The sequence below is a fragment of the Methanobacterium veterum genome, assembly GCF_000745485.1.
GTDB lineage: Archaea > Methanobacteriota > Methanobacteria > Methanobacteriales > Methanobacteriaceae > Methanobacterium_D > Methanobacterium_D veterum.
Genome location: NZ_JQJK01000009.1, coordinates 502,343 through 515,056 on the forward strand (window position 1 = coordinate 502,343; position 12,714 = coordinate 515,056).

Sequence of the window (12,714 nt, forward strand, 5' to 3'; positions counted from 1 at the left end):
CGTATATATACATTTCTCAAAATCACACTAGATCTAGATACTTCTTAAGAAAAAATTTTTGAGGCTTGAATTTTTTAACTTGAATCTAAATAACATTAAATTAAATTTAAAAGTTTAATATATACTTTATGGAAAATTAATCACATAAAATGTACTTAAATATTAATTTAAACATTAAAATCCAGTAATAATATATTTAATTAATTATGATGTTTATTTTATAAGGAAATAATGGGCTGTTTTATGGAAATGTATATATATTCATATCGAACAAACATAATTACTCTAAACATATTGGGTGATTGAAAAACAGTTAAAAAAAATTGTGCGGCGTGCTTCAATAAATTAAATGATATTATCTGGCTAATAGTGTTTTTAATACTTAAGCGTGTTATTGGGGTTATGCAGTATTTAAACCAGTTACTTAACCATCAAAAAAGAAAAAAATTGTACATGCACCGGTTTAAAAGCAATGTCTGCATTTATGTCATGTACGGCTTTAAAAAGTACTTTTTAAAGATGTATTTGTAAAAGTTAACCGCGTTTGCACCCCTGTATCTGTAGTAGTTAGTATACGTGGTGGTGTTCCCACTTGCGGAAGTCACTGCTTCTGCAACCATTAACTTGTTGGTGCCCACCTTTTTAATGTTAATAACATCTTTAACTACCATGTAAGGTGTACCTAAAAGATAGGTGGTGTTGGTTAAAACTGTTTTCACATTGTAGCTGCTGTACCTGTACGTTGTCCATTTATACACGTGGTAAAATACATTTTTCTGGACAGTAACATTTTTACTGCCTTTATCAATTATAGTGGTTGCCGCTGTCCCTGTTTTAAACTTCCAAGTTTTATATTTGGCTAAACTATTATTTGCAGCGTCTTTTACAGCGGCAGATGGGATGTAAATCTGGTACCATGTGTAGGAAGTCATTGTACCTGTTTTGAGGTATAAAACATTGCCGCTTATGGATTTGCTGACTGCAACCTTTTTACCTGTTTTAAGGTTTTTAACGTATATTTTAGACCAGTTTGACCCTGCTTTGACGTTCTCGCTGAACTTAACGTAGAGCGTATTTGTCCTGGAAATACCTGTGGTACCGCTTTTAGGGTAAAATGAACTTATTTTAGGTGCGGTCTTGTCTGTAATCTGGGCTGCTGCACTTTCTGCAGATACTGTGCTTAACAGGAACAGCCCCGCAACCAGCAGGATAATAAATATTGTTGTATTACGTCTCATTTAATTAATACTCCTTTAGTTTTGGGTTAAATAATTTAATATGTATGTATTTTGGATTTAGAGATTTATAATTTGGTTAATTTTCCGTTTAATGTTTAATATAAATCGGGTGCTGTTATAAACATACTTGGCTATTTATACAGTATATTTCCTTTTATAATCTTTTTGTTCGTGATCTTTCTGGAGTTTTAACAGTATGCTGCAAACGAGATGCATAAGTATATAAATCAAAAGGAACTATTTAAGATTGTTCATAAAAAGTCCCTGGACACATGTCCCTACGTGTCCAGGATCTTCTATATCAAAGTCGAACAATTCGATCTCCATGAGCACTTGCACCTATAAGTGCCTGGGAGCCTCTTTTAAAAAATAAACGAATGGTACCATCATGTCCTCCCTTCCGACACGCAAAGCTATATAAGTCATGAGGACCAACCATCTAAATGTATCATAAAAAGTCATTCTGGGCACTTGCTCCTAAGTGTCCAGAAACTTTTATGGGAAAATACTACTCGATCCTCCCGGCATATGATACAATAGGTTACGTATTCCTTGAAATAAAGCAAAGTTTCAGTATATCACATGCTATTCCTGGACACTCCCTCAAAGTGTCCAGGTGATAACCTATTTTTACGTATTTTGAATGGATTTATAGTAATATAAATATCATAGCTAATGATTTTTTTTAAGTTATACCATAAAAAAAGTTATGTGGATATTTAAAGACATATATATTTTAAGTAACTGCTGTTATTTTTTAACAAAATGTGGAGGAAATAATAATATTAACAGCGTAATATTACCATTTCCATGCACATGGATCAAAACCATGTACAAACATGATGTAAATGTTTAAACATTTAAATTTTGAGGTATAAGTTGCATTTCGTGATTTAATGTATTTTTCTTTTAATATGCATGCTTAATTCATGCATGTTTTAGAATATAAAAATTAAGTTAAGATCTGATTTCAAATTAAAAGAAAGTAACATATCGAAATGTATATATTCCCGTATCGTATATTTTATTTTACTGTGAATAACTTATTAAACCTGTAAATTTACACAATTATTTAAATTGCCTTTAACGTGCTAAAGCGATATGAATAGGTTATTGGCGTACTTTAACAAGGGGTTATTCACTAAAAAAAGGAGATAAAAAAATGTCAAGTGATACAGGATTATTCCCATCCAACGGGCACCGTATTCAGGGAAGATCAACCGAATCTTTTATAGATGCCCACGACGTGCTTTCAAGGTTGAATTTTAAAGGAAATGAAGTTTTTGCAGATATTGGCTGTGGTGACGGCCATGTATCTATGGAAGCGTATGATATGCTGGACGATGAGGCAACCATATATTCTGTAGATGTATTTGGGCCTTCCATTGAAGATATGGAAAAAGAAGTTGAGGAGAAGGGAATAAAAAATATTATTCCAATCCAGTCTGATGTAGCAGACCACATAGCTATCGAGGATAACACTGTAGATATATGCCTTCTGGTCAATGTTTTCCACCATTTTGTGGCAATGGAAAAAACTGACGGTGCCATTGAAGAACTTAAAAGAATTATAAAGCCTGAAGGAAAAATAGCAGTTATGGACTATAAAAAAGAGGATACTGGATACGGACCTCCTGTAAGGGTCAAAAGCAGCCCAGAAGAAATGGAAGAAATGTTTGCAAAACACGGCTTAAAAATGGTTCAGCTTGATACTGAAGCAGGGGAAGACCTTGAACACGGTAAATCCCATTATATTATAACATTTGGAAAATAAGATTAAGGAAATTTTATAAAATTTCTTTTCACCCTGTTTGAATAGGGTAAATCTTTAGTATGCATTTGGAAAATAAGATTAAGGAAATTTATAAATTTCCTTTCATTCTATTTTTTCTTAAATAATCATCAATAGCTCTTCTGATAAGATTTCCAAGGGGAATATTATCTTTTTTTGAGGACAGTTCTTTCAGATCGTTGTACATATCTTCTGGAAGTTTCATTGTAATCTGTCTTTCCACGTGATCACCTTATGTTTGAATTTCAGGCTTTTTTTTGCGAACAGGGTATACATACGGGGCTGTTATCCCATGAAATAAATGATTCTCCACACATCTTGCATATTAAAACGTTCTTTTTCTTCTTTTGCGGGACTTCAATTTCAACCATTTCCCATGAATATAAGTCTTCGCCTGCTTCCATTAAAATGGGTAAAACTTCTTCGTGGCGCACTTTTTTATAGTTCATAAACCAGTCGTGCAGCAGCGGATATTTTTCAGTCTTTTTAGGGTCTAAAAATATCCGTATGCCTTTCATATGCTTTTCGCCTTTATCTGCGGATCTATTTATGGTCACGGCCATTTTATCGTAGTCAAGAATTTTCACGCCTTTGTTACCAACGGTAGGAGTCCTTAAAATCTGAAATGCGTCTGGAACACAGTTCAATGTTTCGCAGGTAACAAAAATTCTCTCATCGTCCTTTATATCAAGCTCTCTTTTTGCTATATTCAACATCTGGTACCCTATATATGCCCCTGAGCTTAAATAGCCGTGAAATTTGATGATCTTCTCTAAATCCTTTTTGGTTTCAGGGTCTTTTACATTATTTATAATATCTTCCATACTTTCCATAAAATCACCCAGTGAGTTTTTATCGTTCATTGCTGTGTAAAATTTTACTGTAGATTTTTATATATCGGTTAATCTAAGCTGAACTTATTTAAAAAATTCCATTTATTTATTCAACAGTTTACATTTAATTAAATGTAATTTGCACAACATGAGCGTTAAAAATTATTTTTTAAATAATGTCCACAGGCCTGAATTGTCATTTAATATGTGGTAGTCTTTAATAGGAACTCGGTTTAATATCAATTTCAGCCCTGTGATGCTAATTTTAGGTATATTAATATGATCTGTTTTTCTGTTATTTACTGATTGCCTTATTTTATTTTTAAGCGTTTTACTTCCAAAACCGCCCCCAATATATGCCCATCCTTCGGGCTTTAAAACGCGGTAAATTTCCCTGAAGGATGCTTCTTTATTTTCCCAAAAGAACAGTGATCCTCTGCTAATAATTAAATCGGCAAAATCATCAGGAAAGGGCATTTCGTGGACATCACCGTTAACTGGAAATATCCTGTGGTGCAGTTCTTCGTCTATGATATTTTTCTTTGCAATCTGGTTCATTTCCTCTTCCATATCAAGGGAATATATGTTCAAATCAGTTACTTTAGAAACAGCAATTGCAAGTGCACCTGAGCCAGATCCAATATCGATGCAGATTCCTTCTTTGATTCCGCACCTCCTGATAATTTGATCTGCTATCTGTGGATAAACATCTTTAAAAATGGTTTTGGATCTGTTATCCATTTTTTTGGGGTCAGTTTTCATTTCTAAACTTCCATGACTCTGAAAACAAGTTCATCTCCGCAGACTCTGGAGTTTATCATCCCTCCACTTTGACTTATGGTGTTAAGCAGGGCTTCTGGCTTAGCTATTTCCACACCTGCAAGCATGTCTGCGCCGTAATCAAATAAAACATCACTCATAGTAGTGCTTGGCCCCATAACTATGGTGTAAGCATCTGCCATTCTGCACAGCTCCAGCACGCGTTCCATGGTTTTATTTATAAGTGTGGAACCGGTTACGATCACTATATCGCTGTCTGGAATCACATATTCTGCTGCTGCTGCGTTTATTATTCCCTTTTTAATGTTTAAAAGACATGGATTCATTTCCAAAACCCACAGTTCTTTGGCAAGTGCTTTAATTTCAGGGATGCGTGGGAATTTACCCACCATGGTGACTTTTTTATTTTCGCATGTCTCAAGTACTATATCAATGGCGTTTACTCCTGTTTTACCCTTAACTTTTACCATTGAATTTAATGCAGCCACTCCAATACTTGCTTCCACGAAATTCCATGAACGGGCATATTCTGCAAGTTCTAAAGTGCTTTTTTCATTGAGCTTTCCAAGGTCCTTGGTGTAGTTTCCGTGGGGTACTGGAATCCCGTAAGTTTTGCATACTCCTCCGTACCGGCCTTTAACACCAGTCCATGATGCGCCGACTCTCACGTCTTCTGCAACCGCGTCTTCGCCCTGTACTGCCCATATAAGATCGTCTAAAAGTTTCATTTCCTTCATCTTTGCACCTTTCTAAAGTCGTTGGTGTTTTAATTCTTGCGAAACGTAAATATAAACGTATCGATTGGGAAAAAATAAAAAATTTAAACATTGTTTATATCATCTAGATAAAGGATATCTTGGCACAACTGCTTAATTAAATCTTTTTCATGGCTCACAACCAGTACTCCAATATTTTGCTCTTCTGCTATGTCTAAAATCGTATTCCATATTTGGGCTTGGGTAATTGCATCTACCATTGTAGTTATTTCATCGGCTATTAAAAATTTAGTTTGGGGCCCTAAAGCTCTTGCGAGTGCAAATCTCTGAAGTTCCCCTCCTGAAAGCTCATTGGGCCACCGGTTAAGCCATGCACGTTTTATGCCAAATGATTGTAAAATTTCATTTGAAACATCGTGTCCCTCATTAAGAATGTCATTCATCTTCCATTTTGGGTTTACAGCTTTTTCAGGATGCTGAAATACAAGCTGCACAGGATTGTACCTGTTTGGTTGAATTTCGTTTCCATCTATGGATACATTTCCATGATACCTATTTTCATAGCCGGATAATATTTTACACAGGCTTGATTTCCCGCTCCCACTGTCTCCAATAAGTCCGAGTACTTCACCGCTTTTTAAGGAGATATTTACATCATTTAAAATCAGCTTATTTTTTTTATATCCAAAACTTATATCTTCACCTTTAAGGCGCACTGTTACACCCCTTTAACTTCTTTTATAATCACGTCCCCTTCGGTATCATAAAACACAGGAGTTTCATTAAAGTTTTCTTCTTTTTGGGCGGTATTGTTGCACCTGACCATGCCTCTGTTGATCTCTTTTAATGGAGGAGTACTGGTAGAACAGAGATCATTCCTTCTGGAGCATCTTTCGTAGAAAACACACCCTTCAATGATTTCGTCCTGCATTGGCTGGTGGCCGCCAATTTCATGAAACCCATTTTGGGGAAGTGCACTCCACAGTGCCTGGGTATATGGATGTCTTAAATTTTCACCTGCACCGCTGAAATCTTCAACATTAGCTAATTCTAAAACAGTTCCTGCATAAAACACTGCAATTTTATCAGATATTTTAAGTGCAGCCTCTATATCATGGGTTATAAGTATAACTGCACATCCCTTATCTGCCATTTCCTTGAAATAATTCAATGTTTCATCTAAGGTTTTTTCATCCAGTCCTGGAGTTGGTTCATCTGCAATTATGAGTTTTGCAGAGCTTATTACTGCGGTGGAAACTAAAACTCTTCTGGCCATACCTCCTGATAGTTCATGTGGGAACATCTTATCCACTTCTGGTTTCAAATCATACCTGCGGAAAATTTTTCTTTGAATATTTTTCATTAATTTTTTATCTTCCTCTTCTACATCTCCTATTACCTGGTCTGAAATCTTCATTAATGGATCCAGATAATTTATAGATTGGGGAACTAAGGCTATCTCTTTACCTCTAAGCTCTTCCTTTTTGCTTTGAGTAAGTTCTTGTCCATTATATTCTATTTTGCCATTAAGTGCAGCATTCGTCGGTAAAATTCCTAGAATAGCATGTGCTAAAAGGCTTTTACCAGATCCACTTGATCCCACCACTGCAGTAATTTCGCCGCGCCGCGCTTCCAGGCTTAAATTAGAAATTACATTTAATTTTGTCTGTCTAAGCCCGGAAGTATATTGGATAAAAGAAAGTGAAATGTTTTCTACCTTTAACAGGATTTCGCCTTTATTTTTTTCTTCATCATTTATATTCAGTAATTTTTTATTTAAAATCACACTTGTTTCACTATTGAATTTGTTAGCTATGCCAATTTCAGTACTGAAATCTTCTTCAATATTTATTTCAACCTTATTTTCCATATTTAACACCTTTATTCGTGTGCACTCTTTGGATCCATCAGTTTTCCTAAATTATCTCCAATCAGGTCAAATACCAGAACTACAATCAGCAGCGATAATCCGGGGAAGAATGCCAGCCACCAGTACCCCACTGACAGGTACTTCATGGACTCTGAAAGGATTATTCCAATTGCAGGTTCATGTGGTGAAAGCCCAAAACCAAGGAAAGTGGCTGAGGCTTCGTGTAAAATTGCGTGGGGAAACATTAAAATGGTACCTAGCAGTATCTGGGGAATTAAATGCGGCATTATATGTTTGGTAGCTACCCACCACTTGGACCTGCCGAGATTCTGGGAGATATGGATATATTCCTGAGTTTTAAGCTGCTTGATCTCTGCCCTCACAACCCTTGTTAAGCTTGTCCAGTGAGTTAATGCTACTCCCACAATAATTCCAACTGCACCGCCTCCAAGTCCAATAGAAATAAGGATTATTAAAAGGAGGTGTGGAATAGAAAGAAACAGGTCCACCAACCATGATACAAGGGCATCTGCTTTTTTACCGGCGCTTGAAAGCAGCCCTAAAATTATGGCCAGTGCAGAACTAAATGTGGATGCAATAGTTCCAATTACTATGCTCAGTCCAAGCCCTTCTATAGTCCTTGTGAGCATATCCCGCCCCATCCAGTCTGTCCCGAATGGATGTTCAATGGAAGGGGCAAGGTTTTTAGCTCCAAAATTCACTGGCAGTGATTCGCCGCTTAATAACCAGCTGGAAATTACTATTGTAATCAGTAAAACCGAGGTGAGGCCTATTATTAAAATGGTCTTTTGCCGCAGGTTCAACCCTTTAAATAACCCTTTTTTCATGGTTACAGTAGTGTTCATGCCTCTGCCTCCTGTTTTATCCTTGGATCAACGAATTCGTATATAATATCTGCTATTGTATTTCCGCAGAACACAAATACTGCGCTGACCAGAACTATTCCCAAAAGTAGGGGCACATCTGATCTTAACCCTGCAGCCACAGCGGCCTGCCCAATTCCTGGATATGAAAACACCTGTTCAACCAGTACCGCCCCTCCAAACAGTTCGCTGAACCCTAAAAACTGTAAAGTAACGGCAGGAAGTGCAACATTTCTAATTCCGTGTCTAAGTACCAGGTTTAATCCTTTTTCACCCCTTGCTTTTGCAAATAGTACATAGTCACTTGATAAGACTTCTGTTAGTTTTTCCCGTGTAAACATCGCAATCTGGGCAACTCCAATTAAGCTTAAAGTTAGTGCAGGCAGGATCAAATGATGCAGCCAGTCTAAAAATGTCACATTGCCGGAGGTGACACCTATGGGCACGCTTAGACCTATTGGAAACCATCCTAAATACACGGAAAATACCATCAGCAGGACCAGCGCCAGCCAGAAGGTGGGAGTGGCAGCAAGCATATAACAGTAAGTTTTTATTGTTTTATCTATCCACGTTCCCTTTTTCATTCCAGCGATTATTCCAAGTATAAAACCTAAAATTCCTGAAATTAACCAGGAAGTCATCATGAGGATCAGCGATGCCGTGAATTTTTCACCAATCACGTTCGTAACTGGAATTCTATAAATCAGTGAAGTTCCAAAGTCTCCTTGGGCTATGTTCCCTGCCCAGTTTAAGAATTTTTCCTGAGGGGGCATGTTAACTCCCCAGTATTCTTCAAGCTGAGCTTTATGCTCTGGAGTTATTGACATTTCTCCAATGTATGCCCTTACGGGATCTATAGGAGATTGTTCAACAAGCCAGAAGCTAACAAGACAAACTGCAATTAAAAGGCTTATTAATTTCAGGGTTTTTTTCCCTGCAAAGGCCCATAATTTTCCATTTCCAGAAAAGCTCCATAATTTTTCATATTTCAATTTAGTTACCCTCCGCCTGTAAGTTAATTTAAATAAAGATCAACATCAGAATTTTTATTTGATGTTCATTTTTTTAAAATTTAGATGTAATTGAGGTTGTTTAACTGGTTTTATTTTCATTTATGCGTTTCCATTCGTAGATATTCCCTAAAATGTCTTTTCCAGTGTTATTTTGAGGTGTTCCTATGTCAATGGTTTTATTTACCATGTACAGGTAGTCCTTAGTTGTTAACCACAGCCATGTTGCATCTCCTGCAGGTCCGTAACCTGTTTTTCCGTCATATGCAGCTAATTTCCAGTATTCTGTGGCCTGTGCCTGATCTGTGGATCTGAGGGCTTTTTCCAAATAACCGTCTACAACAGAACTGTTGTAAAGACCGGGGTTGTTGTATCCAGAATCTGCTTCTTTGCTGTGATACTGCATATACAGGCTGAATGTATCTGCACTACTGTACTGATATAAAACGGCTGAACTGTATTGTTTAGCGTAAATTTCATCCCAGTTTGCACCTATAAGGTCTATTTTTATCCCCATCTGTTTAGCCTGTTCGCTGACGGCCATAGAGAGGGCCTGTCTTGTCTGGTCTTCTGAATTATAGTATAACTTAAATTCTGCTTTGGTACCATTTTTTTCGCGGATTCCATCGCCGTCGCCGTCTTTCCACCCTGCATTTTCCAGCATTTTTTTGGCCCCTTCTATGTTTGAGTCATTGACTTTTGCTTTAGGGTTTCCAAAGCTGCGCTGGTCTACTCCAGTGTACTCAACATCTCCTTTTCCATACAGTACACCTTCAACAAGGGCAGTTCTGTTGATACCTATGTTCAGGGCTTTCCTGATGGTTATATCTGCAGTTACATTGTTGCCTATTACTTCTCCACTTAGACTTTTCTTACCTGTGTCATACTGCATAGGGAATGAAACCCCGTTTGCACTTGATGATGGGAGAGCAACTAAATTGTATCCATCTATACTTTGATTTGCATAGCTGTTATCAAGTCCTGCTAAGTCTACTTTGCCTGATTTAGCGGCTGCAAATGAAGAATCTTTATCTAAAAACAGTAGAGTTATTTTCTTGAAGTACGGTTTTTTTCCATAGTAATTTTCATTTAATTCCAGTATTGCCTGTTGTCCTTTATTCCACTGCACCAGTTTATAAGGTCCAGACCCTATAGGCTGCTGGCCGTAGGTTTCTTTTTGGTATGCATGTTCAGGTACAATTCCAACGTACCTAAGTCTCCATATAAAGCTGGACTGCGGCTCTTTTAGTTTGAATTTAACTGTTGTGCTGTTTACTGCCGTTGCATTTTCAAGATTGGACATGTCTAACTCTGAATTACTTCCAACTGCTGTGTTAAATGTAAATGCAACATCTTTCGCTGTTAAGGGTACTCCATCTGTAAATTTAACATCATTTCTTATATTCACAGTCCATGTCAACCCGTCAGAGCTGACTGAGTAATTTGTGGCAAGGTCATTTATTATGCTGCCGTTATCAGCTGATTTGAAGAGTGTACTTTGTATCAATGGCTCATAGTCCATATGGCCGCACCCCCATCCGTGGAGGGGATCAAACCCTTCTTCTGGTTCTGCATATGTCCCTGCTGCAGCAACTATGAGCTCATCTGCAGCTCTGGGAGTTGAACCGAGTGTCAGTGCAGCTGCAGAAATCACTAGAACTGCAACAACTGCACCTATAACTAAATATTGTTGATTTTTTTTAATTTGGATGCCTCCTAATCCGTTTTTAAGATAAAATTAAGTTTTTGAATGGTATTTACCACAAAACTATTTTTATGAATCCTAATGCCATTTTAATAATACTTTCTTGGTAAAAAACGTTATTCATGTAATACTATTCAAATCTAACTTAATATAAGCTAAATAAAATAAATTTACTATAAATACTTTTCTATATGCTAGTATTACTAATTTAAGAGATATTTAAAAGCTCGTATTACTTAAATCTATTTTGTAATGCTTTATTACTAAATTAAATTTATTAGGATGGATTGTAATACTAAAATCAAATTTTTGTACTATATTTTTACAAAAAAAGCTCTAAAAATTAATTTTCAGGTGAAAACCTGTAGGTATAGTTATATTAAGTCCATAATCTTATTTTTTAATTTATTAAAGATTGAATTTGAAAATAAAAATTAATAAACAATTTTTATGATAAATAGCTCATTAGTATTTAATTATTTAAAAAAATAAGTAAATACTGAAGAATTTTATATTTTCAGTATTCAAATTTAACTGGTCTGGTTTTCAATTCGTTTCCAGTCGTATATGTTGTTAAAGATATCTGAACCGTGGGGCTGGAGTCCTGGAGTCCCTATATCTAAATCATCTATCATGATGTAGACATATTTGAGGGTAGCCATCCACAACCATGTGGCGTTTCCTTTTTCAGAGTATCCTGTTGTCCCATCCCATGCAGCAGCTTTCCAGTAGTTATTGCTGCTGTTGTTAAAAGTTGTCATAGCTTTTCTTAAATTTTTATCTACCTCAGAATTGTTGTAGAATATCACATTATTGTATTTACTCCACTCTCCGCTGCCTGAACGAACACTGTAGTACCTCAAATACACATCAGTGGGGTCTATGGATCCGTAACCCCAGACTATTGGGGTTGAGTATGCAAGTGCATCAATTTCATCCCAGCTTTTACCCTCAACATTTATTTTTATACCCAGTTTTTGGGCCTGTTCAGCTACTGAAACAGCTAGTGCCTGTCTTGTCTGATCATCAGAGGGGTATACAAGGGTAAATTCTGCTTTTGTTTTATTTTTTTCCAGTATGCCGTCGTTATCAGTATCTTTCCAGCCCCCTGCATCCAGAATTTCACTTGCTCCTGTTGTATTTCCGTCTTTAAAAATAGCTGCTTTATTTCCAAATGGTAACCTGTCTACACCGGTGAATTCTTTAGATCCCTGTCCATTTAGTGCCCCGTTGATTAAGGCTTGCCTGTCAATTCCAATGTTCAGGGCTTTCCTGATTGCAGTATCGGATGTCACATTATTTCCAATGGTGTAATTATCATCAGTTTTTTCCCCTGTATCTGCCAGCATTGGGAAACTGATTCCTCGAGCGTCGATGGAATCAAGGGATATGCTCTTCATACCATTCACTGTTTGGTTTGCGTATGAATCTGGAATTTCGGCTATATCTACCTGTCCTGCCTTAGCTGCAGCAAAAGCAGCGTCTGATTTCATAAACAGAATGGTTATTTTTTTGAAGTAGGGTTTTTTACCATAGTATTCATCGTTCCTTTCAAGTATCACCTGCTGTCCTTTGTCCCACTGTACAAGTTTATATGGGCCAGATCCTATAGGCTGCTGGCCGTAGGTTTCATTGTTGTATGCATGTTCTGGAACGATACCTAATCCCATAAGTTTATAAATGAATGTTGACTGAGGATCATTTAATTTAAACTGGACTGTGGTATTATCTAAAGCAGTAGCACTATTTAACATGGATAAATCCATTCCACTAGTGCCATTGGCTGCTTTATTAAATGTAAATGCAACATCTTTTGCTGTTAAGGGTACTCCATCTGTAAATTTAACGTCATCTCTTATTTTAACTGTCCATGTCAACCCATCGCT

The 12,714-nt window shown here is 36.7% G+C and carries 12 protein-coding genes; 1 reads left to right on the top strand and 11 read right to left on the bottom strand.

Translation table 11 applies throughout. From position 1 onward, the window contains the following. Positions 1 to 482: 482 nt before the first annotated feature. Positions 483 to 1,238, bottom strand: coding sequence for an Ig-like domain-containing protein (locus tag EJ01_RS05605; RefSeq protein WP_048081414.1), 756 nt, complete (start codon positions 1,236 to 1,238; stop codon positions 483 to 485). 1,162 nt (positions 1,239 to 2,400) lie between these two features. Between EJ01_RS05605 and EJ01_RS05610 the strand changes: the two genes are divergently transcribed. Next, positions 2,401 to 3,012 (top strand): class I SAM-dependent methyltransferase, encoded by a 612-nt coding sequence (locus EJ01_RS05610; RefSeq protein WP_048081415.1) that lies wholly within the window; start codon positions 2,401 to 2,403, stop codon positions 3,010 to 3,012. Positions 3,013 to 3,100: 88 nt separating this feature from the next. Here EJ01_RS05610 and EJ01_RS17175 read toward each other — a convergent pair whose 3' ends face one another. The 10 genes from EJ01_RS17175 to EJ01_RS05655 form a co-directional block, all read right to left on the bottom strand. Further along, complete coding sequence (locus tag EJ01_RS17175) at positions 3,101 to 3,253, bottom strand: ribbon-helix-helix domain-containing protein (protein WP_083241086.1); 153 nt, start codon at positions 3,251 to 3,253, stop codon at positions 3,101 to 3,103. A 22-nt stretch (positions 3,254 to 3,275) separates the two neighbouring features. Beyond that, complete coding sequence (locus tag EJ01_RS05615; protein WP_245611157.1) at positions 3,276 to 3,863, bottom strand: FmdE family protein; 588 nt, start codon at positions 3,861 to 3,863, stop codon at positions 3,276 to 3,278. A gap of 162 nt (positions 3,864 to 4,025) precedes the next feature. Next, entirely contained in the window at positions 4,026 to 4,625 is a 600-nt protein-coding gene (locus EJ01_RS05620; protein ID WP_048081417.1) for a class I SAM-dependent methyltransferase, read from the bottom strand. A gap of 2 nt (positions 4,626 to 4,627) precedes the next feature. Further along, a complete protein-coding gene (locus EJ01_RS05625) occupies positions 4,628 to 5,380 on the bottom strand; it encodes a DUF364 domain-containing protein (RefSeq protein WP_048081418.1) in 753 nt (250 codons plus the stop codon). An 83-nt stretch (positions 5,381 to 5,463) separates the two neighbouring features. Next, on the bottom strand, positions 5,464 to 6,075 hold the full coding sequence (locus tag EJ01_RS05630) for an ABC transporter ATP-binding protein (RefSeq protein WP_048081419.1): 612 nt from the start codon (positions 6,073 to 6,075) through the stop codon (positions 5,464 to 5,466). A 2-nt stretch (positions 6,076 to 6,077) separates the two neighbouring features. Further along, positions 6,078 to 7,229, bottom strand: coding sequence for an ABC transporter ATP-binding protein (locus tag EJ01_RS05635; RefSeq protein WP_084689150.1), 1,152 nt, complete (start codon positions 7,227 to 7,229; stop codon positions 6,078 to 6,080). Positions 7,230 to 7,240: 11 nt separating this feature from the next. Further along, positions 7,241 to 8,095, bottom strand: coding sequence for an ABC transporter permease (locus tag EJ01_RS05640; RefSeq protein ID WP_048081420.1), 855 nt, complete (start codon positions 8,093 to 8,095; stop codon positions 7,241 to 7,243). Beyond that, positions 8,092 to 9,105 (bottom strand): ABC transporter permease, encoded by a 1,014-nt coding sequence (locus EJ01_RS05645; RefSeq protein WP_048081421.1) that lies wholly within the window; start codon positions 9,103 to 9,105, stop codon positions 8,092 to 8,094. The genes EJ01_RS05640 and EJ01_RS05645 overlap by 4 nt, the downstream gene beginning before the upstream one ends. 100 nt (positions 9,106 to 9,205) lie before the next feature. Beyond that, complete coding sequence (locus EJ01_RS05650) at positions 9,206 to 10,777, bottom strand: ABC transporter substrate-binding protein (RefSeq protein WP_245611158.1); 1,572 nt, start codon at positions 10,775 to 10,777, stop codon at positions 9,206 to 9,208. Positions 10,778 to 11,358: 581 nt separating this feature from the next. Then, positions 11,359 to 12,705, bottom strand: a complete 1,347-nt coding sequence (locus EJ01_RS05655; protein WP_245611159.1) for an ABC transporter substrate-binding protein — start codon at positions 12,703 to 12,705, stop codon at positions 11,359 to 11,361. Positions 12,706 to 12,714 lie beyond the last annotated feature (9 nt).

What these genes read in the sequence shown, in the direction of transcription:
- EJ01_RS05640 (WP_048081420.1), bottom strand. Translation starts at nt 8,095, where the DNA reads ATGAACACTACTGTAACCATGAAAAAAGGGTTATTTAAAGGGTTGAAC.
- EJ01_RS05615 (WP_245611157.1), bottom strand. Translation starts at nt 3,863, where the DNA reads ATGGAAAGTATGGAAGATATTATAAATAATGTAAAAGACCCTGAAACC.
- EJ01_RS05635 (WP_084689150.1), bottom strand. Translation starts at nt 7,229, where the DNA reads ATGGAAAATAAGGTTGAAATAAATATTGAAGAAGATTTCAGTACTGAA.
- EJ01_RS05605 (WP_048081414.1), bottom strand. Translation starts at nt 1,238, where the DNA reads ATGAGACGTAATACAACAATATTTATTATCCTGCTGGTTGCGGGGCTG.
- EJ01_RS05625 (WP_048081418.1), bottom strand. Translation starts at nt 5,380, where the DNA reads ATGAAGGAAATGAAACTTTTAGACGATCTTATATGGGCAGTACAGGGC.
- EJ01_RS05620 (WP_048081417.1), bottom strand. Translation starts at nt 4,625, where the DNA reads ATGAAAACTGACCCCAAAAAAATGGATAACAGATCCAAAACCATTTTT.
- EJ01_RS05610 (WP_048081415.1), top strand. Translation starts at nt 2,401, where the DNA reads ATGTCAAGTGATACAGGATTATTCCCATCCAACGGGCACCGTATTCAG.